Source organism: Pseudonocardia oroxyli, from assembly GCF_900102195.1.
GTDB classification, from domain to species: domain Bacteria; phylum Actinomycetota; class Actinomycetes; order Mycobacteriales; family Pseudonocardiaceae; genus Pseudonocardia; species Pseudonocardia oroxyli.
Genome location: NZ_FNBE01000001.1, coordinates 165,267 through 187,501 on the forward strand (window position 1 = coordinate 165,267; position 22,235 = coordinate 187,501).

The 22,235-nt window shown below is 73.5% G+C and carries 23 protein-coding genes; 11 read left to right on the forward strand and 12 right to left on the reverse strand.

All coding sequences use genetic code 11. From position 1 onward, the window contains the following. Positions 1-3: 3 nt before the first annotated feature. Positions 4-183 carry a hypothetical protein gene (locus BLS43_RS00790; protein WP_093074986.1) on the reverse strand — a complete coding sequence of 60 codons (180 nt, stop codon included), beginning with the start codon at positions 181-183 and terminating at the stop codon, positions 4-6. Between the two features lie 17 nt (positions 184-200). On the opposite strand from BLS43_RS00790, the gene BLS43_RS00795 reads away from it, so the two are divergent. Continuing rightward, positions 201-968 carry a hypothetical protein gene (locus tag BLS43_RS00795; protein WP_176921114.1) on the forward strand — a complete coding sequence of 256 codons (768 nt, stop codon included), beginning with the start codon at positions 201-203 and terminating at the stop codon, positions 966-968. Here the strand turns inward: BLS43_RS00795 and BLS43_RS30790 are convergent. After that, a complete protein-coding gene (locus BLS43_RS30790) occupies positions 932-1,855 on the reverse strand; it encodes an enoyl-CoA hydratase-related protein (protein WP_342741071.1) in 924 nt (307 codons plus the stop codon). The genes BLS43_RS00795 and BLS43_RS30790 overlap by 37 nt on opposite strands. Before the next feature lie 55 nt (positions 1,856-1,910). On the opposite strand from BLS43_RS30790, the gene BLS43_RS00810 reads away from it, so the two are divergent. The 6 genes from BLS43_RS00810 (at position 1,911) to BLS43_RS00835 (ending at position 9,412) form a co-directional block, all read left to right on the forward strand. Further along, entirely contained in the window at positions 1,911-2,816 is a 906-nt protein-coding gene (locus BLS43_RS00810; RefSeq protein ID WP_093074989.1) for an LLM class F420-dependent oxidoreductase, read from the forward strand. Between the two features lie 105 nt (positions 2,817-2,921). After that, a complete protein-coding gene (locus BLS43_RS00815; protein WP_245707226.1) occupies positions 2,922-4,028 on the forward strand; it encodes an MBL fold metallo-hydrolase in 1,107 nt (368 codons plus the stop codon). A gap of 219 nt (positions 4,029-4,247) precedes the next feature. Beyond that, positions 4,248-4,586: a histone-like nucleoid-structuring protein Lsr2 gene (locus tag BLS43_RS00820; RefSeq protein ID WP_093074992.1), complete on the forward strand. Its 339-nt coding sequence runs from the start codon at positions 4,248-4,250 to the stop codon at positions 4,584-4,586. 237 nt (positions 4,587-4,823) lie between these two features. Next, positions 4,824-6,365, forward strand: coding sequence for an acyl-CoA synthetase (locus BLS43_RS00825; RefSeq protein WP_093074995.1), 1,542 nt, complete (start codon positions 4,824-4,826; stop codon positions 6,363-6,365). Between the two features lie 72 nt (positions 6,366-6,437). Further along, positions 6,438-7,976 carry a long-chain-fatty-acid--CoA ligase gene (locus tag BLS43_RS00830; RefSeq protein ID WP_093074998.1) on the forward strand — a complete coding sequence of 513 codons (1,539 nt, stop codon included), beginning with the start codon at positions 6,438-6,440 and terminating at the stop codon, positions 7,974-7,976. A gap of 65 nt (positions 7,977-8,041) precedes the next feature. After that, on the forward strand, positions 8,042-9,412 hold the full coding sequence (locus tag BLS43_RS00835; RefSeq protein WP_218129683.1) for a pyridoxal phosphate-dependent decarboxylase family protein: 1,371 nt from the start codon (positions 8,042-8,044) through the stop codon (positions 9,410-9,412). A 101-nt stretch (positions 9,413-9,513) separates the two neighbouring features. Here BLS43_RS00835 and BLS43_RS00840 read toward each other — a convergent pair whose 3' ends face one another. The 5 genes from BLS43_RS00840 to BLS43_RS00860 all read right to left on the reverse strand — a co-directional run bounded on the left by BLS43_RS00840 (position 9,514) and on the right by BLS43_RS00860 (position 14,056). Further along, entirely contained in the window at positions 9,514-9,930 is a 417-nt protein-coding gene (locus BLS43_RS00840; protein ID WP_143029906.1) for a hypothetical protein, read from the reverse strand. Between the two features lie 350 nt (positions 9,931-10,280). Continuing rightward, positions 10,281-11,432, reverse strand: coding sequence for an acyl-CoA dehydrogenase family protein (locus tag BLS43_RS00845; RefSeq protein WP_093075007.1), 1,152 nt, complete (start codon positions 11,430-11,432; stop codon positions 10,281-10,283). Positions 11,433-11,451: 19 nt separating this feature from the next. Continuing rightward, positions 11,452-12,213: a 3-hydroxyacyl-CoA dehydrogenase gene (locus BLS43_RS00850; RefSeq protein ID WP_093075011.1), complete on the reverse strand. Its 762-nt coding sequence runs from the start codon at positions 12,211-12,213 to the stop codon at positions 11,452-11,454. Then, positions 12,210-13,340, reverse strand: a complete 1,131-nt coding sequence (locus BLS43_RS00855; protein WP_093075014.1) for a thiolase family protein — start codon at positions 13,338-13,340, stop codon at positions 12,210-12,212. The genes BLS43_RS00850 and BLS43_RS00855 overlap by 4 nt, the downstream gene beginning before the upstream one ends. Before the next feature lie 137 nt (positions 13,341-13,477). Continuing rightward, a complete protein-coding gene (locus BLS43_RS00860) occupies positions 13,478-14,056 on the reverse strand; it encodes a TetR/AcrR family transcriptional regulator (RefSeq protein ID WP_176921115.1) in 579 nt (192 codons plus the stop codon). A gap of 81 nt (positions 14,057-14,137) precedes the next feature. On the opposite strand from BLS43_RS00860, the gene BLS43_RS00865 reads away from it, so the two are divergent. Further along, the gene (locus BLS43_RS00865; RefSeq protein WP_342741077.1) at positions 14,138-14,593 is read left to right on the forward strand and encodes a hypothetical protein; all 456 of its coding nucleotides are present in this window, start codon (positions 14,138-14,140) and stop codon (positions 14,591-14,593) included. Positions 14,594-14,609: 16 nt separating this feature from the next. On the opposite strand, the gene BLS43_RS00870 is transcribed toward BLS43_RS00865, so the two are convergent. The 3 genes from BLS43_RS00870 to BLS43_RS00880 all read right to left on the reverse strand — a co-directional run bounded on the left by BLS43_RS00870 (position 14,610) and on the right by BLS43_RS00880 (position 17,555). Then, on the reverse strand, positions 14,610-15,098 hold the full coding sequence (locus BLS43_RS00870; RefSeq protein WP_093075017.1) for a DUF1059 domain-containing protein: 489 nt from the start codon (positions 15,096-15,098) through the stop codon (positions 14,610-14,612). Between the two features lie 113 nt (positions 15,099-15,211). Further along, a complete protein-coding gene (locus BLS43_RS00875) occupies positions 15,212-16,369 on the reverse strand; it encodes an acyl-CoA dehydrogenase family protein (RefSeq protein WP_093075020.1) in 1,158 nt (385 codons plus the stop codon). Further along, positions 16,362-17,555, reverse strand: coding sequence for an acyl-CoA dehydrogenase family protein (locus BLS43_RS00880; RefSeq protein ID WP_093075023.1), 1,194 nt, complete (start codon positions 17,553-17,555; stop codon positions 16,362-16,364). Before BLS43_RS00880 ends, BLS43_RS00875 begins: the two co-directional genes overlap by 8 nt. 138 nt (positions 17,556-17,693) lie before the next feature. Between BLS43_RS00880 and BLS43_RS00885 the strand changes: the two genes are divergently transcribed. Both BLS43_RS00885 and BLS43_RS00890 read left to right on the forward strand, forming a co-directional pair. After that, positions 17,694-18,059: a DUF3040 domain-containing protein gene (locus BLS43_RS00885; RefSeq protein WP_176921116.1), complete on the forward strand. Its 366-nt coding sequence runs from the start codon at positions 17,694-17,696 to the stop codon at positions 18,057-18,059. A gap of 55 nt (positions 18,060-18,114) precedes the next feature. After that, positions 18,115-20,733 (forward strand): ATP-dependent RNA helicase, encoded by a 2,619-nt coding sequence (locus tag BLS43_RS00890; RefSeq protein ID WP_093075029.1) that lies wholly within the window; start codon positions 18,115-18,117, stop codon positions 20,731-20,733. A 4-nt stretch (positions 20,734-20,737) separates the two neighbouring features. Here the strand turns inward: BLS43_RS00890 and BLS43_RS00895 are convergent, their stop codons facing one another. Continuing rightward, positions 20,738-20,983, reverse strand: coding sequence for a DUF3039 domain-containing protein (locus tag BLS43_RS00895; RefSeq protein WP_093076037.1), 246 nt, complete (start codon positions 20,981-20,983; stop codon positions 20,738-20,740). 10 nt (positions 20,984-20,993) lie between these two features. Here BLS43_RS00895 and BLS43_RS00900 point away from each other — a divergent pair, with 10 nt between their 5' ends. Then, positions 20,994-21,920: a pseudouridine-5'-phosphate glycosidase gene (locus BLS43_RS00900; protein WP_245707253.1), complete on the forward strand. Its 927-nt coding sequence runs from the start codon at positions 20,994-20,996 to the stop codon at positions 21,918-21,920. Here the strand turns inward: BLS43_RS00900 and BLS43_RS00905 are convergent. Continuing rightward, complete coding sequence (locus BLS43_RS00905) at positions 21,898-22,224, reverse strand: DUF3099 domain-containing protein (protein WP_093076039.1); 327 nt, start codon at positions 22,222-22,224, stop codon at positions 21,898-21,900. The genes BLS43_RS00900 and BLS43_RS00905 overlap by 23 nt on opposite strands. Between the last annotated feature and the right edge of the window lie 11 nt (positions 22,225-22,235).

Here is a 22,235-nt window from a genome sequence, read left to right on the forward strand (position 1 = left end):
GCCTCACCCGGCGGGCGGCTCCGCGCAACGACCCGAGTCCGCGACCCGCGCGTGCAGGCGGGAGCGGATCTCCTCCGGGGTGTAGGAGCGGCGCTGCCGCTCGCCGCGCGCCACCACGATCCCGCCCGCCGCGACGCCCGCGAGCCCGGCCAGTCCGCACGCCTTCCAGACGGTCCATCGCACCTCGGTAGGTTAGGGGGATGCTGAGCCTGGACCGGGCCGTCGAGCTGACCCGCACCGGGGACGTCTGGTTGTTCCGAGGGCGCAGCGGCGCCGACCGGGCGATCCGCGGCGTCACGAACGCGCCGGTCAACCACGTCGGGATGGCGCTGGTGGTGGACGACCTGCCCCCGCTGCTGTGGCACGCCGAGCTCGGGAAGGCGCTGCCGGACCTGTGGTCGGGCACCCACCACCGCGGGGTGCAGCTGCACGACCTGCGCGCGGCGGTCGAGCAGTGGGCGCACCGCTACGGGCAGCGGGCCTGGCTGCGCCAGCTCACCCCCGAGGTGCCGCGGGAGGCCGAGGACGCCGCGTTGCGCGCGGTCGCCCGACTGGACGGGACCCCGTTCCCCTCGACGCTGCGGCTCGCGGGCCGCTGGCTGCGCGGGCGGGCCCCGGCGGTGCAGGACACGGCGTGGCAGGCGGTGGAGGGCGTGCGGTACGTGTCGCGGACGTCGGATGCGGTGCTGGACAAGGCGATCGACACCGTGAAGGACGGCGCCCGCAGGCTGCTCGGCCGACCGGTCGTCGAGCGGGGGCCCGCCCCCCGGCCCCCGGAGCCCGAGGACGCGCCCGCCCTGGAGACGGCCTACTGCGCCGAGGTCGTCGCCGTCACGTTCGAGGAGATGGGGATCCTGCCCGTCGACCGCCGGGCGAACTGGTACGACCCGGGCCGCTTCTGGAGCGGGGACGATCTCGCGCTGCTGCCGCCCTACTCGCTGGGCCGGGAGATCGCCGTCGAGCTGTGAGCCGCGCGCCGCGCCGCGACCATCTCGACGACCCCGGCGAGGAAGCGCTGCACCGCGGCCAGCTCGGCGTCGGAGAACCCGGCCACGAGCGCGTCCATGTCGGCCCCCAGGGGGCCGAAGAAGGCCCGGCCCACCCGCGCGGCCTCGTCGCCGTAGGTGAGGACGACGCGACGGCGGTCCGCCGGGTCCCGCACGCGCTCGACGTACCCGTGCCGCTCCATCCGGTCCACCAGCGCCGTGGTGGCGCCGGAGGACAGACCCAGGTGCGCGGCGAGCCTGCCCGCGGTGAGCGGCACGCCCCGACCCTCGGCCGCCAGCACGGCGATCAGCGCGTGCAGGTCGGTGGTGTGCAGGCCGTGCCGGGTGGCGAACTCGTCCGCCAGCCGGGCGGACTCGGTGGTGTAGGCCTGCAGCAGCCGGATCAGCTCGTCCCGGCGCTCCTTCATGCGGCGCAGGTTACCGGCCGGTCCACTGCGGCTCGCGCTTCTCCAGGAACGCGGCGATCCCCAGCGCCCCGCCCCGTAGTTCGCGATCACCCCGCGGGAGACCTCGGGCAGCCCGAACCGGGCCGACCGGCCCGCCACGACGACGTCGCAGGCCGGCACGATCTCGAACCCGCCGCCGTAGGCGATCCCGTCCACCGCCGCAACGAGCGGGGTGCTCCGCTCCCGCCGCACGACCCCGTAGTTCCCGCCCCGCTCGGTGGGCGCGCCTGCCCCGTTCGCGAGATCCGTTCCGGCACAGAACATCTGCGAGCCGCCGGTGAGCACCCCGCACCACAGCTCCGGATCGCCCTCGAGCTCGTTCAGCGCGGCGTCGAGGCCCGCGGTCATCGCGGCGTCGACGGCGTTCCGCTTGTCCGGCCGGTCCATCCGGATCACCAGCACCCGGCCCCGCGTTCGGCCGTGACGCGATTCATGCAGTCACCTTAAGCTGCGGGACGTGACCCAGACGAGATTCGCGCTCCCGCCCGTCGGCCTCTGGACCGGAGCCCTGGACTGCGTTCCGGCCACCCGCGCGCGAGAGCTCGCCGCCGAGCTCGAGGAGCTCGGCTACGGCGCGCTGTGGGTGCCGGAGGTCGCGGGCCGAGACCCCTTCGTCCAGCTGGCGCTGCTGCTGTCGGCCACCGAGCGGCTGATCGGCGCGACCGGGATCGCGAACATCTGGGCCCGGGACGCCGTGGCCACCTCCTGCGCCACCAACGCACTCACCGAGGCGTTCCCCGAGCGGGTCCTGATCGGGCTCGGGGTCAGCCACGCCAACCTCGTCGGCGGGCTGCGCGGGCACACCTACGACAAGCCGCTGACCGCGATGCGCGAGTACCTCGACGGCATCGACGCCGCCCCCTACACGGCCGAGCGGCCCACCACCCCCGTCCGGTACGTGCTCGCGGCCCTGCGGCCGAAGATGCTCGGGCTCGCCGGGGAGCGCACTGCCGGGGCGCACCCCTACTTCACCACGCCGGAGCACACGGCCCGGGCCCGCGAGACCCTCGGCGCGGGCCCGCTGCTCTGCCCGGAGCAGGCCGTCCTGCTCGAGACGGACCCGGCGAAGGCCCGCGCGATCGGCCGCGTCTACACCACCGTGTACCTGAACCAGCCGAACTACGTGAACAACATCAGGACCCTCGGGTTCGCCGAGGAGGACCTCGCCGACGGCGGGTCCGACGCGTTCGTCGACGCGCTGGTGGCGTGGGGGGACGAGGACACCGTGCGCGCCCGCGTGCAGGCACACCTCGACGCGGGCGCCGACCACGTGGCGGTCCAGGCGCTGCCGACCACGAAGCGGGGCGTGCCCGCTGACCAGTGGCGCGCGCTCGCCGCCCCCCTCGCCCACCTTACCCGCTGACCCCGTGAGTGGCGATGGTCGCCAGGGCGACCATCGCCACTCACGAGCGATCGGTCCCGCTGAGGTGCGGCTACGGGCCGCCGCCGCGGCTCGTAGGCTCGGGGCGTGGCCCGTCGCCTGCTCCGTCCCGTCCTCCGCTCCGCACTGTTCACCGCGGGCCTCGCGCTCGCCGGTGGGGTCGCCGCGGCGGGCTGGGGCCTGCCCCGTGCCCTGGGCGGTTCACCCGCCGCGCTCCGGGCGTCGGCGCCGGGCGGCTTCCGCAACACGGAGCCGCCCACCCCGCTGCCGCCCGGCACCGTGCGCCGGGCCGTGCGGGACGTCCGGCGGCGGGCGGTCGGCCGACCGGTGCGCCCGATCCCGTTGGCGCGCAGCGAGTTCGGCCCAGCCGGTGAGCTGGCCGCGACCTGGTTCGGGCACGCGAGCGTGCTCCTGGAGGTCGACGGGCGGCGGGTCCTCTCCGATCCCGTGTGGGGTGAGCGGGCGTCCCCGTCGCGGCTGATCGGGCCGCGCCGCCTCCATCCCGCCCCGGTGCCGCTGGCCGACCTGCCCGCGCTCGACGCCGTCGTCATCTCCCACGACCACTACGACCACCTCGACCTGACCACGGTCCGCGCGCTGCGGGACGATCCGCGCCACCGCGACGCCCCCTTCGTCGTGCCGCTGGGGATCGGCGCGCACCTGCGGGCCTGGGGCGTGCCCGAGGACCGGATCGTCGAGCTCGGGTGGGGCGGGTCCGTCGAGGTGGCCGGGCTGACCCTGACCTGCGCCGAGGCCCGGCACTTCTCCGGGCGCGGGCTCGCCCGCGACACCACCCTCTGGTCGTCCTGGGTCGTGGCGGGCCCGCGGCACCGGGTCTACGTCGGCGGCGACACCGGGTACACCGCCGCATTCGCCCGCGCCGGCGAGCGGCACGGACCCTTCGACCTCACCGTCCTGCCGATCGGCGCCTACGCGGATCTGTGGCCGGACATCCACATGAATCCCGAGGAAAGCGTGCGCGCCCACGGTGATCTGCGCGGCGGTGCGCTCCTGCCCGTGCACTGGGCGACGTTCAATCTGGGCTTCCACCCCTGGTCGGAGCCGATCTCCCGGTTGCGGGCCGCCGCGGAAACCGCCGGAATCCCACTCCTGCTGCCCGTTCCGGGCGGACGAATCGACGTCCTCGACCCGCCCGGCGCGGACGACTGGTGGTCCGCACCGGCCGGGAACTGATTCCTCCGGAAGGGTGACCGCACGCTGCAGCGCGCGTCACACCCGACCCCCTATTCGACATTCTCGACCCCTTCCCCTTATTGTGTCGGTAACGCTTTATCCCGTTCTCGCATCCCTTCCCGGCGACACCCCGCGCGCGGCCGCTCCGCAGGCCGCGCGGCTCGCCGCACGCGGATGCCGGGCGGGCGGCCGACTTTCAGACAAGAGGGGCGAGAGCACGTGGCGAAGCAGACGACGGTCACCCTGATCGACGATCTCGACGGTGGCGAGGCCGCCGAGCAGGTGGAGTTCTCGGTCGACGGGAAGTCCTACGAGATCGACCTGTCGGCGAAGAATTCCGAGAAGCTGCGTGAGGCCCTGGCCCCGTACATCGCGGCCGCCCGGCGCACCGGTGGGCGCCGTTCCTCGGCGGCGGCCGCCACCCCCGCGGCGCGCCCCGTTTCCGACCGCCAGCAGAACCAGGCGATTCGGGAATGGGCCGTCGCCCAGGGCATGAAGATCTCCGAGCGCGGGCGTATCCCGTCCAATGTCCTCGAGGCCTACCACGCCGCGCACTGACCCGCGCCGGCGCCGGCGCAACGGCCGAGGGACCCGCTCCCGGTAACCGTGCGGAAGCGGGTCCCCCACCATTCGTGACCGGTGGGTCCCATTCCGGGTGTCCGTTTCGCTCGGCCTTTCGGTGGAACCCGCCGTCGTCCGCCCCTGGGACCCTCCTCACCCGACCGGACACCGCGAGCCCGATCTCTGCCAGGATCGGGAGCCGGCCACGTCGATCGAGGAAGAGGACGGACGACCATGTACCCCGGCACCCATGCCGCCACCACGCCTGACAAGCCCGCGGTGGTGATGGCCGGCAGCGGGGACGCACTCACCTTCCGCGAGCTCGACGAGGGCTCGGCGCGGCTGGCCCGCTACCTGCACGAGCAGGGACTCCGCCGCGGCGACGTGGTGGCGCTGGTCAGCGAGAACACTCCGCGGGTGTTCGAGGTCTACTGGGCGGCCCGGCGCTCCGGGCTCTACATCACCCTGGTCAACCACCACCTCTCGGCGCCCGAGGCCGCGTACATCGTGACCGACTGCGGGGCGAAGGCGCTGATCGTGTCGGCGGGCGTCGCCGGGCTGGCCGCCGCGATCGGCGACCAGGTGCAGGTCCCGATCACGATCGCCTTCGGCGGGGAGATCCCCGGGTCCACGGCGTACACGGACTACGACACCGAGCTGGCGGGCGTCTCGGCGGAGCCGCTGCCCGAGCAGCCCCGCGGCGCCGACATGCTCTACTCCTCCGGCACCACCGGCCGTCCCAAGGGCATCAAGCCGACCCTGCCGGACTCCGCCGTGGACGAGCCCGGGGACACCTACATCGACATCTTCGGTCCGATGTACGGGTTCGACGCCGACACCGTGTACCTCTCCCCCGCCCCGCTCTACCACGCCGCGCCGCTGCGCTTCTCCGCCACGGTGCAGGCGCTCGGCGGCACCGCGGTGATCCTGGAGCGGTTCGACCCGGAGGGCGCGCTCGCGGCGATCGAGCGGTTCGCCGTCACGCACAGCCAGTGGGTCCCCACCATGTTCGTGCGGATGCTCAAGCTCCCCGACGAGGTCCGGCTCCGCTACGACCACTCATCGCTGCGCGTCGCCATCCACGCGGCGGCCCCGTGCCCGCCCGAGGTCAAGCAGGCGATGATCGACTGGTGGGGCCCGGTGCTCTACGAGTACTACGCCGCCACCGAGGCCAACGGGATCACGTTCGTGAACTCGGCGGAGTGGCTGGAGCGGCGGGGCACGGTCGGCCGGGCCGGGCTGGGCGTGGTGCGGATCGTCGGCGAGGGCGGCGAGGTCCTCGCACCCTTCGAGGTCGGCACCATCTACTTCGAGCGGGACGAGCGACCCTTCGAGTACCACAACGACCCGGAGAAGACCGCGGCGGCGACGCACCCGGACCACCCGACCTGGACCACCACCGGGGACCTCGGCTTCCTCGACGACGACGGCTACCTGTTCCTCACCGACCGCAAGGCCTTCATGATCATCTCGGGTGGGGTGAACATCTACCCCCGCGAGATCGAGGACGTGCTGGTCACCCACCCCGCGGTGCTCGACGTCGCGGTCATCGGCGTGCCGGACGAGGAGATGGGCGAGTCGGTCAAGGCGGTCGTGCAGCCCGCCCCGGGGGTGACGGGGGACGCGGCGCTGGAGAAGGACCTCATCGCGTTCGTCCGTGAGCGGATCGCGCACTACAAGGCGCCGCGCACGATCGACTTCACCGACTTCCTCCCCCGCACGCCCACCGGGAAGCTCGTCAAGCAGGAGCTGCGGGACCGCTACCCGCACCACTAGCCGGCCCGTCCGGTCCGGGCCCGGCCCCCGCGGGACTTGCTGAACGGGCGATCAGTTCGGCAGGCTGGCGGCATGACATCGCAGTCGGGCGCCATCGTGGGCCGAGGGATGAGCTTCAGCGACATCGTGGCCCGCTGGGCGCGGGTCACCCCCGAGGTCTCGTTCCTGGTGGACGCGGGCGCCGGGCTCCGCCGCACCTATGCGGAGTCCGACGCCCGGATCACCCGGCTGGCCAACGCGCTGGAGATCGAGCCGGGTGACCGCGTCGCCGTCCTCGGCCTGAACAGTGCGGATCTGTTGGAGACCCACCTCGCCCCGCTGCGGGCGGGCGGGATCTGCGTCCCGATCAACTTCCGGCTGGTGGCGGACGAGATCGCCTACGCGCTCACCGACTCCGGAGCGGTGTCCGTGATCGTCGACGCCGGGCTGCGGCCCACCCTGGACAAGGCCCTCGCGCAGGTGCCCGGGGTGCGGCAGGTGATCACGATCGGCGGCGACCTGGAGGAGGTGCTCGCGGCGGCGTCCGCGGAGTACGTCGAGCTGCCGAACTCCGACGACGACACCGCGTTCGTCATGTACACCTCGGGCACGACCGGCCGCCCCAAGGGCGCCATGCTCAGCCACCGCAACCTCTACCTGCACTCGTTCTCCAACATCGCCCACCTCGGTGGCACCGGAGAGCACGTCGTGTCGATGTCCGGCGCTCCCCTGTTCCACATCGCCGGGGTCGCCGGGTCGCACATCGCGATCACCGCGGGCGGCACGGTCGTCATCCCGAGGTCGGGCAGCTTCGACCCGGTCGAGACGCTGGACATCCTGGAGCGCGAGCGGGTCACGACCTGCTTCTGCGTGCCTGCGCAGTGGGCGGCGATCTGCGCGGTGCCCGGCATCGCGGACCGCGACCTGTCCGCGCTCACGCGGATCTCGTGGGGAGCCGCCCCCGCCACGACCTCCCTGCTGCAGACCATGATCGACACGTTCCCGCAGGCCGAGGTCACGACGTCGTTCGGGCAGACCGAGTGCAGCCCGGTCACCACCCTGCTGCGCGGCCAGGACTCGATCCGCAAGATCGGGTCGGTGGGCACGCCGATGGCGAACGTCGAGGTCCGGGTCGTGGACGACGAGATGCACGACGTCGCCCGGGGCGAGGTCGGCGAGATCGTCTACCGCGGCCCGCTGGTCATGAGCGGGTACTGGAACAAGCCGGAGGAGACGGCGGAGGCCTTCCGCGGCGGATGGTTCCACTCCGGCGACATGGTGCGCCAGGACGAGGACGGCTACTACTACGTCGTCGACCGCAAGAAGGACATGATCATTTCCGGTGGCGAGAACATCTACTGCGCCGAGGTGGAGAACGTCCTCGCGGCGCACCCCGGGATCGGGGACGTGGCGCTGATCGGGGTGCCGGACCCGAAGTGGGGCGAGACGCCGCTGGCCGTCGTCGTGCCCGCGGACCCGGCCGACCCGCCCACGTTGGAGTCCATCGAGGCCTACTGCAAGGAGCACCTCGCGGGCTACAAGCGCCCGCGCCTGATCCAGATCGTGGAGGCGCTGCCGCGCAACCCCTCCGGCAAGGTCCTCAAGACAGCGCTGCGCGCCCGTGCGTGGTAAGTGGTGCTCTGGCACCACTTACCACGCACGACCTCATCGGGGGTTAGGTTTCCGCGGTGAGTGATCTGGATCCGGAGGAGTTCCGGCGGCTGGGGTATCAGCTGGTCGACTGGGTGGCCGGCTATCGGGCGGGGCTGCGCGAGCTGCCCGTCCGGCCGGCGGTCGAGCCCGGCCAGATCCGGGCGGCGCTGCCGCTGGACCTCCCCGAAGACCCCGCACCCGACCTGGGGGCCGCCCTCACCGGCCTGCTCGACGACGTCGTCGTGCCGGGGTCGCTGCACTGGCAGCACCCGCGGTACTTCGGCTACTTCCCCGCCCAGGCCTCGCTGTTCTCGCTGCTCGGCGACCTCGCGTCCGGCGGGCTCGGCGCGCAGGGGATGCTCTGGTCCACCGGCCCCGCGGCCACGGAGGTGGAGCAGGTCGTCGTGGACGGCGTCGCCCGCGCGCTGGGGCTGGACGCGGCGTTCACCTTCGACGGGGGCGGGGGCGGGTCGCTGCAGGACTCGGCCTCCTCCGCCGCCCTCGTGGCCCTGCTCGCCGCGCTGCACCGGGCCGACCCGCGCTGGCGGGAGGACGGGGTCCGCGGCGACGAACGGGTCTACGTCACCGCCGAGACCCACTCGTCGCTGGCCAAGGCCGTGCGGATCGCCGGGCTGGGCGCCGGGGCGCTGCGGATCGTCCCGTCCTGGGCGGTGTTCGCGGACATGGTGGCCGCGGACCGGGCCGCCGGCCTGCGGCCGATCCTGGTGTGCCCCACCGTCGGGACCACCGGCACGGGCACGGTCGATCCCGTGGCCGCGGTGTGTGCCGCCGCGGACGGGATGTGGGTGCACGTCGACGCGGCCTGGGCGGGCGTCGCGGCGGTGTGCCCGGAGTTCCGGGACGTCCTCGAGGGGGTCGAGCGGGCGGACTCCCTCTGCACCGACGCGCACAAGTGGTTCGGCACCGCGTTCGACGCCTCGTTCCTCTGGGTCCGGGACGGCGCCGCACTGCCCGCGGCCCTCTCGATCACCCCGGAGTACCTGCGCAACAGCGCGTCGGAGTCCGGCGAGGTCGTGGACTACCGGGACTGGCAGGTCCCGCTCGGCCGCCGCTTCCGCGCGCTCAAGGTGTGGGCCGTGCTCCACGGGATGGGGCTCGCCGGGTTGCGGGCGATGATCCGGGAGCACGTCCGGCTGGCGCAGGACCTGGCCGCGCGCGTTCAGGCGGACCCCCGCTTCGTCCTCGCCGCCCCGCCGTCCCTGGCGCTGGTGTGTCTCCGGGACGCGTCCGGCGACGCCGCGACGAAGGCCCTGCTGGAGCGGGTCAACGCCACCGGCCGCGCCTTCCTGACCCACACCGTGGTGGACGGCCACTACGCGATCCGCGTGGCCGTGGGCTCCCTGACCACCACGCAGGACGATCTGGACGCCCTCTGGCAGATCCTGTCGCGCTGAGAGGTCGTGCGTGGTAAGTGGTGCTCTGGCACCACTTACCACGCACGGGCGCCGTAGGCGCGAGGCCGAGAACCCACCGCCTGAGTCCTCGGACGTCTGCCTCAGCTCTGGACGATCCCGGAGTTCGACGAGTCGAGCGTCGACACCGACTGCTGGGTCGCTCCGCCGAGGAGGCCACCCAGGTTGATCGTCGGGCTGACGTCCAGGGCCACCCCGATCAGGTCGGCCGCCTGGAACGCGGACCCGCAGTCCCCGGACTGCAGGATCCCCGAGTTGGACCGGTCGGCCTTGACGACCTGCTGGCTGGTCGGGCCGCCGAGGATCGAGCCGACGTTCAGCGTCGGGTCGATCGCGGCATCGAGGTCGGCGAGCCCGCCGTCCTGGCTCGCGACCGGTCCGACGCAGTAGCCGCCCCCGTGCCCGCCCTCGCTCGCGGACGCCATTCCGCTCGCCGCGAGCGCGAGCGGCGCCGCCACCAGACCGACCGTCGCCACCCGCGCCATCGTGCGCACCTGCATGGTCACTCCCTGCTCTCAGGTTTCTCATGGACACCCGACCACTTCGCGCCAGAGGCAACTGTGCGTGACTGATCGGGATGGAGAGAACCTAGCGAGGGACAGGGTCGTTGGTCACCGAGGGGTGGGCACTCGGTCACGGAGAAGAACCATAACGGCGTCATACACGAGTTGAACCGTGAAGCACCTCAACACTCGGTGATCAAGTGAGCGCCTGCTGACTACCTTGCGTCATCCTCAGGCGTGTTACGGGTCCCTCACAAAGAGTCGGATTGCCCACGAAAGAGCAACCCGCCCGGGTGACGAGACGTCGTCTCCCGGGCGGGTTGCAGTCGGCACCGAATCTGTGCTGGTCACAGGCCGAGCGAGCGGCCGATGACCTCCTTCATGATCTCGGTCGTGCCGCCGTAGATCCGGGTGATCCGGGCGTCCGCGTACGCCCGGGCGATCGGGTACTCGTTCATGTACCCGTAGCCGCCGTGCAGCTGCAGGCAGCGGTCCACGACCCGGCCCTGCAGCTCCGTGCACCAGTACTTCGCCTTGCTCGCATCGACCGCGTCGAGCTCGCCCGCGTTGAGCGCGCGGATGCAGTCGTCCACGTAGTGCTGGGCGATGTCCACCTCGGTGGAGATCTCGGCGAGGACGAACCTGGAGTTCTGGAACGAGCCGATCGGCTGCCCGAAGGCCTTGCGCTTCTTCACGTACTCCAGGGTCCAGTCCAGTGCTGCCCGCGCGGCCGCCACGCCGGCGACCGCGATGGACAGCCGCTCCTGCGGCAGCTTGGTGACGAGCTGGGTGAACCCATGCCCCTCCGCGGTGCCGAGCAGGTTCGCCACCGGCACCCGAACGTCGGTGAAGCTCAGCTCGGCCGTGTCCTGCGCGTGCTGGCCGAGCTTGTCGAGGTTGCGGCCGCGCTCGAAACCCGCCATCCCACGCTCGAGCACCAGCAGGGACATGCCCTTGTGCTTCTGCGTGGGATCGGTCTTCACCGCCGTGATCACCAGGTCGGAGTTGATCCCGTTGGTGATGAAGGTCTTCGCGCCGTTGACGACGTAGTGGTCACCGTCGCGGCGGGCCGTGGTCGACATCGACGCCAGGTCCGACCCGATGCCCGGCTCGGTCATGGCGATGGCGGTGATCAGCTCGCCCGACACGATGCCCGGCAGCCACCGCGCCTGCTGCTCCTCGTTCGCGAACGAGAGGTAGTAGGGCATGCAGATGTCGTTGTGCAGCGTGATCCCGAGCCCCGCGCCCCCGTTGCCGGTGCGCATCAGCTCTTCGATGATCACCGCGTTGAAGCGGAAGTCCCGCACCCCGCCGCCGCCGAACTCCTCGGGCACGTCCATCCCGAGGAAACCGTTGGCACCGGCCTTGGCGAAGACCTCCCGCGGCACGATGCCCTCCCGGGCCCACGCCTCGTCGTTCGGCGCGATCTCGGTCGCGACGAACTTCCGGAACGACTCCCGGAAGGCCTCGTGGTCGTCGTCGTAGAGCGTGCGCTTCACGGTGTCTCCTCGGGTCTGCTCAGCGGGGCGCCATGCGGATGGCGCCGTCGAGCCGGATGACCTCGCCGTTGAGCATCGGGTTGGCGATGATGTGGGCCGCCAGCGCGCCGTACTCGCTCGGCCTGCCGAGCCGCGCCGGGTGCGGGACCTGCTTGCCCAGCGACTCCTTGGCCTCCTCCGGGAGCCCGCCGAGCAGCGGGGTCTCGAACAGACCGGGCGCGATCGTGACGACCCGGATCTGGGCGCTCGCCAGGTCGCGGGCGATCGGCAGCGTCATGCCCACGACGCCACCCTTCGACGCCGAGTAGGCCGCCTGGCCGATCTGCCCGTCGAACGCCGCCACGGACGCCGTGTTCACGATGACGCCGCGCTCGCCCTCGACCGGGTCGGTGGCCACCATGCGCTCGGCCGCCAGCCGGATCACGTTGAACGTGCCCACGAGGTTGATGTCGATGATCCGCGAGAAGTCGGCCAGCGGGAACGCGCCCTTCTTGCCCACGGTCTTGATCGCGTTGCCGGTGCCCGCGCAGTTGATCGCCGCGCGCAGGGTGCCCAGCTCGGCCGCCTGGTCCAGCGCGGCGGCGACCTCCGCCTCGTTGCGCACGTCCCCCGCCGCGAAGGCGACCTTGTCGCCCAGCTTCTCGGCGATCGCCGCGCCCTGCGAGGTGGGCAGGTCGAGGATCACGACCGACGCACCGGCGTCGAGCAGGGCCTCGGTGGTGGCCAGGCCGAGACCCGACGCCCCGCCGGTGACGAGGGCCACCTGTCCGTCGATGTTCACAGCAGCTCCAGGATGGTCGCGTTGGCCTGCCCGCCGCCCTCGCACATGCTCTGCAGGCCGTAGCGGATGCCGTTGTCCTTCATGTGGTGGATCAGGGTGGTCATGATCCGGGCGCCGGAGCCGCCGAGCGGGTGCCCCAGGGCGATGGCGCCGCCGTTCGGGTTGAGCGCCTCGGCGTCCGCGCCGATGTCCTTCAGCCACGCCATCGGGACGGGGGCGAAGGCCTCGTTGATCTCGAAGGCGCCGATCTCGTCGATCTTCAGGCCGGACTTCGCCAGGGCCTTCTGGGTGGCCGGGATCGGGGCGGTGAGCATGATGATCGGGTCCGCGCCCGCGAGGACGGCGGTGTGCACCCGGGCGATCGGGGTCAGGCCCAGCGCCTTCGCCTTCTCCGAGGTCATCATCAGCAGGGCCGCGGAGCCGTCCGAGATCTGCGAGGCGTTGCCCGCGTGGATGACCCCGTCCTCCTTGAACACGGTCTTGAGCTTCGCGAGGCCCTCCACCGTGCCGCCGGGGCGGATGCCCTCGTCCTGGGCGACGTCACCGACCGGGGTGATCTGGCCGTCGAAGCGGCCCTCGGCGCGGGCGGCGGCGGCCTTCTCGTGCGAGCCGATCGCGAACTCGTCGAGCTCGGTGCGCGAGAAGCCCCACTGCTCGGCGATCATCTCGGCGCCGATCCCCTGGTTGGGGAACACGCCGTCGTAGCGGGCGAGGAACTTCTCGCCGAACGGGTTCTGCCCGTTGCTCGAGGAACCCATGGGGACCCGGCTCATGGACTCGACGCCGCCCGCGACGACCACGTCGTACTGGCCCGCGACCAGGCCTGCGGCGGCGAAGTGCACGGACTGCTGGGAGGACCCGCACTGCCGGTCGATCGTCACGCCGGTGACGGTCTCCGGGAAGCCTGCGGCCAGTGCCGCGGTGCGGCCGATGTCCATCGTCTGCTCGCCGACCTGGGACACACAGCCCCAGATGACGTCCTCGATCTCGGCCGGGTCGACACCCGCCCGCTCGACCAGCGAGGTCAGCACGTGCGCGGAGAGATCGGCCGGGTGCACGCCCGACAGCCCGCCGTTGCGCTTGCCGACCGGTGTCCGGACGGCCTCGACGATCACAGCATCTCGCACGGTGGAGCTCCTTCGGTTCACGGCGGACGGCCTGCCCGAAACGCTAGCAGCGAAACAGTCAGATGTGACCGCGTTGACCCTGTGGCCTACAGAACAATCGTTAAGATCCCCTGGTCGGGAGAGCCGGTGGACGGCGCTCAGCCGACGCCGCTCTCCCGCCGGGCGGGTGCGAGGCCCAGCGCGGGGACGAGTCTGCGGTGCAGGTAGCCACGCAGGGCCTCCTCGTCCGCTCCCGCCGCGCCGTCGAACCAGACCAGGGACAGCAGGAAGCGGATGACGGTCTCGGCGATCTCGTCCATCTCGTCCGCCAGCTCCGGTCGGTGGTCCAGCAGCGGGGCGAGGAAACGCTTGGTCATCGCGATCGCCTCGGTGGACATGCTGGCCCTGGCCAGGGCGAACGTGCTGCGCTCCGGGAACGCGACGGGCGCGAGCGCGGGCTGGGTGCGGAACTCGTAGCGGGCCCGCAGGGTCGCCTCGACGACCACCTCGGCGGGCGAGCCCGCGGCGTTCGCCGTGGCCCAGATCCGTTCCACGACCTCGCCGGAGAGGCGCAGCAGCGCCGCCGAGACCAACTGCTCGCGGGTGCCGAAATGCCGGTAGACGGTCGGCCGGGACACCCCGGCGCGGGCCGCGACCTCGCTCAGCGAGGCCGCCTCGAACCCGGCGGCGGCCAAGACCTCGACCGCCGCGTCGAGGATCCGTCTCCGCACGTCCACGGCGCCACCTTCACAGGTGGGCGGCGCGGCCCACCAGCACGACGGCCGATGCCGTCGGTCCCGCCCGCTAGCGTCTCGGCCATGACCGACACGGCCGACCCGGTGATGGACCGCATCACCGCCCTGATCGCGCTGTCGCACAGCGGCTCCCGGGCCGAGGCGGCCGCCGGGTTCGCCGCGCTGTGGCCCGACCTGTCCGACCCGTTCCATCGGTGCGTCCTGGCGCACTACGCGGCGGACGTCCAGGAGGACCCGGCGGCCGAGCTGGAGTGGGACCGCCGGGCGCTGGCCGCGGCGGACGAGGTGGCGCCGGGCCGGGCGGAGTCGCACCACCCGGCCCTGCGCCTGTCCGGCTTCTACCCGTCCCTGCACCTCAACCTGGCCGAGTCCTACCGCCGGGTCGGCGCGCTCGCCGAGGCCCACGAGCACCTCGCCGCCGCACGGGAGCGGCTCGGTGCGCTGGAGGGTGCGGACGAGGGGTACGCCGCCACGATCCGCGGCGGGCTCGAGCGGCTCGCCGAGCGGCTCGGGGCCTGAGCCGGGGCCGGGCCGCTCAGTACATCCGCACCCGCTGGACGTCGAGGTTGCGGAAGGTGGGCTGCGAGGCGATCTCGGTCATCCGTTCCGCGATGCGGTCGGTGGCCGGGTGCTTGGAGTTGCGCATGGCCGAGTCGTAGTCCGGGAACAGGACGAACTCGGCGAAGCGTCCCGGGTCGTCCCGGTCCGCGGCGACCACGGACCACACGGCCGTCCGGGCGTCCCCGATCGCGGCCAACCACTCCTCCTCGGCCGCCTCGAACTCGGCCATGCGGTCCGTGCGGAACTCGATGACCTGCAGGAACTCCCCCGGGCCGAGGTCGATGGAGGCCGGCTGCATCGCGCCACGCAGCCCGTCCCGCAGCTCCGGGCCGTCGACGTGCCCGTGGGAGGCCACCGCGTGGGCCGCCGCGGCCTCGACGAGGTCGTCCGGCTCGCCGGTCAGGGTCATCGAACAGTTCGCGTCGCTCGGCATGGTGCGACAGTCGATCGTCATCCTGGGCATGGCGGCCTCCTGGAGGTGGGGACCACAGCGCACTCCGCCTGCGCGGAGACCGCCATACGCAGTTCAGGACAGGTCCGTTCGGAGGCCACGCTGCTTCCGAACGGACCTGTGGCTCACTCGGTGCCGGTGGCCACCCAGGGCGCCCCGTCCGCCGAGGCGGTGTCCAGGACCAGCCGCGCGATCCGCCCGCGGTGCTGCTCGGCGCTGCCCAGGAGGGCGGCGTCGGTGACGGCCCGCTTGTAGTACAGCTGCGCCTGGTACTCCCAGGTGAAGCCGATGCCGCCGTGCACCTGGATGGTGTCGGTGGCCACCCCGGCGAAGGCGCGCGAGGCCGTGGCCTGCGCGATGCTCGCCGCGAGGGCCGGGTCGTCCGAGCCGTCGCCCAGCGCCCAGGCCGCGTGGTACGCCGCGGACCGGGCGTGCTCCACCTCGACCAGCATGTCGGCGAGGGTGTGCTTCACGGCCTGGAACGACCCGATGGGGCGGCCGAACTGCAGGCGGCCCTTGGCGTACTCGACGGACAGGTCCAACAGGTGCTGCGCCCCGCCGACCTGCTCGGCGGCGAGCAGCGCCGCCCCGACCTGCAGCGCGTGGGTGATCACGCGCTGCGCGGAGTCCGGTCCCGCGACGGGCCTGCCCACCGCGCCGTCGAGGGCCACGGTGGCCTGTCGGCGGGTGGAGTCCAGTGTGGTCAGTTGGGTGCGCCGGGCCTGCGTGGCGGCGGCCGCCGCGTCCACCGCGTAGAGCCCGACGCCGTCCGGTCCGGTGGCGGCGACGAGCAGGTCGTCCGCCGCCGCGGCGTCGACCACCCGCTCGACGGTGCCCGACAGCACCCCGTCCGCCGTGGCCCGCACGCTGACGTCCGCCGGGTCGAACGCGCCACCCCGGTCCCCCACCGCGAACGCCGCCGTGCGCGTGCCCTCGACGAGGGCGGGCAGCAGCTGCTCGTCGCCCGCCGCGACCAGCGCGGGGATCGCCAGCATGACGGTCCCGAACAGCGGGCCGCAGAACAGCGCCGCGCCGAGCTCCTCGACGGCCACGGCCTGGTCGACCAGCGTGCCGCCGACCCCGCCGAGCTCCTCGGGCACCGAGAGCCCCAGCACGCCGAGCTCGCCGCCGAGGCGGGCCCACGCCTTAGGGTCGAAGCCCGGGTCGGACTCCATCAGCCTGCGGACGACCTGCTCGTCGGACTGGTCGGCCGCGAACCGACGCACCGCCGCGCGCAGCTCGCGCTGCTCGTCGGAGAACACGAACTCCGCAGAGTCAGCCACGGGGGATGTCCTTCCACGCCTTGCCGGAGTCGGCTCGCAGGTCACCGGGCAGACCCAGCACCCGCTCACCCAGGATGTTGCGCAGGACCTCCGAGGTCCCGCCCTCGATGGTGTTCGCCCGCGAGCGCAGGAAGCGCTGCTGCAGCGGGCCGCGGTAGTCCTCGCCGCGCTGGAGGTCTCGCATCGTGTAGTCGTGGTACGTCAGGGCCTCGGGCCCCAGCAGGTCCATGCAGAACTCGTAGACGTGCTGGTTGAGCTCGGCACCGACCAGCTTGCCCACCGAGCCCTCGGGGCCGGGGCCGCCGACGGTGGCCAGGGCGCGCGAGCGCTCCGAGGTCAGCCGCTGCGCCTCGCTGCGCAGCCACAGCCGCGTGAGACGGTCCTCCAGGACGGGGGTGTGCAGCTCCGGGCGGGAGGCCCAGAGCGCGACCGCGTCCGCGATCGTGCCGCTGCCCCGGCGCGAGCCCGACGAGCCGATCGAGCTCCGCTCGTTCATGAGCGTGGTCATCGCGACCCGCCAGCCGTCTCCGACGGCGCCGAGCCGGTGGGCGTCCGGGATCCGGGCGTTCTCCAGGTAGACCTCGTTGAACTCCGCCTGCCCGGTCATCTGGCGCAGCGGGCGCGTCTCGACGCCCGGGCCCGTCATGTCGACGACGAAGTAGGTCAGCCCCTTGTGCTTGGGGGCGTCCGGGTCGGTGCGGGCGAGCAGCAGCGCCCAGCGGGCGCGGTGGGCGAGGCTCGTCCACACCTTCTGCCCGTTGACCACCCACTCGTCGCCGTCCCGGACCGCACTCGTGGCGAGACCCGCGAGATCGGATCCCGCGCCCGGCTCGGAGAACAACTGACACCAGATGTGCTCGGTCGACGCCAGCGGGCGCAGCCACTCCCGCTTGAGCTCGTCGGTCCCGGCGTGCTCGCGCAGCGTCGGCGCGGCCATGCCGTAGCCGATCGGGTTCAGCGAGAACGGCACCGGCCCGCCCGCGTCCTGGATGATCGTGTCCGAGACGGCCTGCAGGCCGCGCGGGACGCCCAGGCCGCCGAGGCCCTCGGGGAAGTGGACCCAGGCGAGTCCCGCGTCGAAGGTGGCGGCGAGGAACTCGTGGACCGGGACCTCGGTCGGGTCGTGGTCCCGGACGACCTGGTGGGCGGCGTCCGCCACCCGCGTCGAGTCGGCAACGGTGCTCATGCGCGGGACAGTACTTGATGAACGATCGTTCAGATAGGGGCGTCCGCTCGTCCCGTGACGCCGGCTGTTCACCGACCGAGCGTCGCCCGGGAGGGCCATCATGTGTCGAGACCCCACGATCGGGGGTATGACGGAGGGGTGAGCGTCCCGGAGTCCCGTCCCCCGCGTCTGACCGATGCCGAGCGCCGTCAGCTCGATGATCTCGAGCAGCGCCTCCTCGGCCAGTTCCCCGACCTCGGCGGGCGCTTCGCCCGCACGGAGGCCGCGGAACCCACCCCGCGCGAAGTCCGCCTGGCCCGCCTGGTGTTCGCCGTCCTCGGCGCCCTGCTCGTGGTGTTCGCGGGCGTGGTCGGCGGGCTCGGCGCCGCCGCCGCGGTCCTCGTCGCCGTCGCGGGCACGTTCGGGCTGCTCGCCGTCGTCGGCCGCAACCTCGCCCGGGCCCGGGCCGCCGTCGAGGCGACCACGGCCCGCCGCACGAGCCCCACCGGGCCCGCCGAAGCCTGACCGACTCGCACCCCGAGTCGTCCACACCCGTTCGCGAGACGTCGATACTGCAGGCGTGCTCGCCGAACGGCTTCCCGACCTCCCCGTCCGCGGGGTGCTCTCGACCGTCACCCACACGCTCACCACTGCGGGTGCCGCGGTCCTCGTCGCACCGCCCGGGACCGGGAAGACCACGCTCGTGCCGCTCGCGCTCGCGGACGCCGTCGAGGGGACCGTGCTGGTCGCCGAACCGCGGCGGGTGGCCGCGCGCGCCGCGGCCGCGCGGATGGCGAGTCTGGTGGGCGAGCGGGTCGGGGAGCGCATCGGTTACGCCGTCCGCGGAGACGCCCGCCCCGGCAGCCGGGTCGAGGTCGTCACCGCCGGGTTGCTGCTGCGCAGGCTGATCGCCGATCCCGACCTCCCGGGCGTCGGCGCCGTGATGCTCGACGAGTGCCACGAACGCCACCTCGACGCCGACCTGCTGCTCAGCCTCCTGCTCGACGCGCGCGCGGGCCTGCGACCCGATCTCCCGGTGCTCGCCGCGTCGGCGACCGTGGCCGCCGAGCGGCTCGCCGAGCTCCTCGGCGGGGCTCCGGTGGTCGAGGTCGAGGCCCGCACCCACCCTGTCGAGGTCCGGTACGCACCCCCACAGCGCGGTGAGCGGATCGAGGCCTGCGTGGCGCGCGGGATGCGGGGCGTGCTGGGCGCCGGGTCGGTCCTCGCCTTCCTGCCGGGAGTCCCGGAGATCCGGCGCACGGCGGCGGCGCTCGGCGGGGTGGGAGTGCCGGTGCTGCCGTTGCACGGGCGGCTGTCCGCCGCCGAGCAGGACGCCGCACTGCGGGACTCGGGGCCGCGCGTCGTGCTGGCGACCGCTGTGGCCGAGTCGAGCCTGACCGTGCCCGGGGTGCGCGCCGTCGTGGACGCCGGGTTGGCGCGCGTGCCGCGCGTCGATCACCGTCGCGGGATGTCCGGGCTGGTCACGGTGCCGGTCTCCGGGGCGGTCGCCGACCAGCGGGCCGGCCGCGCCGGGCGCGAGGCACCGGGGACCGTGGTGCGGTGCTGGCCCGAGGGGCAGCGGTTGGCGCCCTATCCCGAACCGGAGATCCGCACCGCCGACCTCACCCGCCTGGCCCTCGACCTGGCCGTGTGGGGCACCCCGGACGGGGCCGCCCTGAGCTGGTGGGACGCGCCGCCCCCCGGGCCGCTGACCGCCGCCCGCGAGGTGCTGCGCGCGTTGGGCGCCGTGGCCGCGGACGGCGCGATCACGCCCCGCGGCCGCAGGCTCGCCACCCTCGGGCTGCACCCCCGCCTCGCCCGCGCCCTGCTGGACGGCGCGGACGCCCTCGGCGCCCGCACGGCCGCGGAAATCGTCGCGGTGCTCGACGACGACACCCTCACCCAGGGCGCCGACCTCACCGCGGAGCTCGGCCGCCTCCGCGCAGGCGCCCACCCCGCCACGCACCGCTGGCGGGCCGAGGTCGGCCGGCTCGCCGGCCTGGTCGGCCGAGGAGCGGCGGGGGCTCGGGACGACCTCCGCTCCGCCCGCGTGGGGGCGGACGGAGCGCGTGCCGGGCACGCACCCGCTGGCAGCGCATCCGCGGGCAGAGCATCCACGAGTAGCGGATCCGCGGGCAGAGCGTCCATGAGTAGCGCATCCGCAGGCAGAGCAGCGGGCCGAGCAGCTGGTAGCGCAGAGGTGCGCGGACCCGGGCGGGGTGCGGGCGCGGCGACCGCGCTGGTGGTCGGGTTGGCGCAGCCGGAGCGGGTGGCCCGGCGGCGCGCCGGGGCTGCGCCGGTGTTCCTCCTGGCGGGCGGCACCGCGGTGGAGGTCGTCGGGGATCCGGCGCTGGGCGCGCAGGAGTGGCTCGCGGTGGCCGTGGCCGACCGCGTCCCCGGCGCGGTGCACGGGCGGGTCCGGCTCGCGGCCGCGGCGGACCGGGAGACCGCCGAACGCGCCGCCGCCGCGCTGCTCACCGAGACCGACGAGGTGACCTGGACCGACGGGGACGTGCGGGCCGTGCGGCTGCGCAGGCTGGGCGCGATCGTCCTCGACGAGTCCCCGCTGCGCGATCCCGATCCGGAGCTCGTCCGGGCCGCGCTGCGCGCGGGTCTGCACGCCGAGGGCCCGGAGCTGCTGCGCTGGTCACGGGCCGACCGGGCGCTGCGGGAGCGGCTGGACTTCCTGCACCGCGCCGTGGGCGACCCGTGGCCGGACGTCTCCGACGACGCCCTGGTCGCCGCGGCCGAGGACCCCGCGGGCCCGTTGGCCGGCGCCCTCGCCAGCGCCCGCCGACGCGCGGACCTCGCCGCGGTCGATGCGGGCGACGCGTTGCGCGCGCTCGTCGGCTGGCCGCTCGCCGGGCGGATCGACGAGCTCGCCCCGCCGCGGCTGACTGTCCCGACGGGCTCGGCGATCGCCGTCGACTACTCGGGCGAGCGCCCCACGCTCCCGGTCAGGGTCCAGGAGATGTTCGGCGCCACGGCGTCGCCGCGGATCGGCGGGGTGCCGGTGCTGCTGCACCTGCTCTCCCCCGCCGGACGGCCCGCCGCGGTGACCGACGACCTGGAGTCCTTCTGGGACACCGGCTACCCGCAGGTCCGCGCCGAGCTGCGCGGGCGCTACCCCAAGCACCACTGGCCGGAGGACCCGCGCGCCGCCACGCCGACCCGGCGGACCGGGCGCAACCGGCCCTAGCTCCTCAGTCGTCTCCCTTGGGCAGGCCCTCGTAGATCTTCTTGCAGTCCGGGCAGACCGGCGAACCGGGCTTGGGCGACTTGGTGACCGGGAACCGCTCGCCGCAGAGCGCCTCCACCATGTTCCCCAGCACCGCGCTCTCGGCGATCTTCGCCTTCTTCACGTAGTGGAACATCTTCGGCTCGTCGGAGCCGGTGGAGTCGGTCGTCTCCGGCCGAGTCTCGGTGTCGGGCAGAACCTGGGTGGCCATGTGCTCCATGATGCCCCACGTGGCCCCTGTCGACAGCAGCCCCGTGTGTTCCCCCGCCGTGGCCGAGGCGCTCGCGGCGGGCACGGCCGTCGTCGCGTTGGAGAGCACGATCCTCGCGCACGGCCTGCCCGCGCCCCGCAACCGCGCCACCGCGGACGAGCTGGAGGCCGAGGTGCGGGCGCTCGGGGCGGTGCCCGCCACGATCGCGGTGCTCGACGGCCGGGCCCACGTCGGGCTGGACGCGCGTGGACTCGACCGGGTCTGCACCGAGGAAATCGCCAAGCTGTCGGTCCGCGACCTCGGGGTCGCGGCGGGGTTGGGACTCTCCGGTGCCACGACCGTCGCGGCGACCGCGCACCTGGCCGCGGCCGTCGGGATCGCGGTGTTCGCGACGGGCGGGCTCGGCGGGGTGCACCGCGGCGCCCGCGAGACCTGGGATGTCTCGGCCGACCTGGCCGCGCTGGCGACCACACCGGTGCTGACGGTCTGCTCGGGGGTGAAGTCGATCCTGGACGTCGGCGCCACCCTGGAGGTCCTCGAGACGAGCTCGGTGCCGGTGCTCGGCTACCGCACCGACCGGTTCCCCGGCTTCTACCGGCGGGACTCCGGGTTCGCCGTGCCCTGGCGCGTCGAGAGCCCGGACGAGGCCGCCCGCGTGTGGGCGGCGCACACGACCGGATCGGGCATGGTGCTCGCCCGGCCCGTTCCCGACGCCGACGAGCTGGACGCCGCCCTGCACGACCGGCTGCTCGCCGAGGGGCTCGCGCTGGTCGAGGAACGCGGCGTCACGGGCAAGGACGTCACGCCCGCGCTGCTGGAGCACTTCCACACCGCCAGCGGCGGGGCGAGCCTCGCCACGAACGTCTCGCTCGTGCGGGCCAACGCCCGCCTCGCCGCCCGGGTGGCGGTGGCCCTCACCTGTTCGGACCCTCGATGACCGGGTGCTCCCGCGACTCGAGAGCGGGCCGCTCCGGCTGGTAGCGGTTCGGCTTCGACGCCTTGTTCGGCAGCCGGTCGTTCGCGATCAGCACCGCGATCCAGGGCAGTGGGATCGAGATGACCAGCAGCGTCACCGCCAGCCACGGGATCTGGTAGAAGACCGCCGCCAGGATCATGCACGGGATGCGCATGCCCATCGTGATCTTGTAGCGGCGCTTGCGGATCGCCAGCTCCTCCTCGTAGGAGAGCTGCGCGTCCGTGATGAGCACCGGCTCAGCCGGTCGCTCGGGTTGTTCGCTCACGGTCACCTCCG

Coding starts and splice junctions, on each gene's coding strand:
- BLS43_RS00880 (WP_093075023.1), bottom strand. CDS start 17,555: ATGAGCACCGTTGCCGACTCGACGCGGGTGGCGGACGCCGCCCACCAG.
- BLS43_RS00840 (WP_143029906.1), bottom strand. CDS start 9,930: ATGCAGGTGCGCACGATGGCGCGGGTGGCGACGGTCGGTCTGGTGGCG.
- BLS43_RS00895 (WP_093076037.1), bottom strand. CDS start 20,983: ATGGCCACCCAGGTTCTGCCCGACACCGAGACTCGGCCGGAGACGACC.
- BLS43_RS00865 (WP_342741077.1), top strand. CDS start 14,138: ATGACCGACACGGCCGACCCGGTGATGGACCGCATCACCGCCCTGATC.
- BLS43_RS00900 (WP_245707253.1), top strand. CDS start 20,994: ATGCCCCACGTGGCCCCTGTCGACAGCAGCCCCGTGTGTTCCCCCGCC.
- BLS43_RS00795 (WP_176921114.1), top strand. CDS start 201: ATGCTGAGCCTGGACCGGGCCGTCGAGCTGACCCGCACCGGGGACGTC.
- BLS43_RS00830 (WP_093074998.1), top strand. CDS start 6,438: ATGACATCGCAGTCGGGCGCCATCGTGGGCCGAGGGATGAGCTTCAGC.
- BLS43_RS00870 (WP_093075017.1), bottom strand. CDS start 15,098: ATGCCCAGGATGACGATCGACTGTCGCACCATGCCGAGCGACGCGAAC.
- BLS43_RS00825 (WP_093074995.1), top strand. CDS start 4,824: ATGTACCCCGGCACCCATGCCGCCACCACGCCTGACAAGCCCGCGGTG.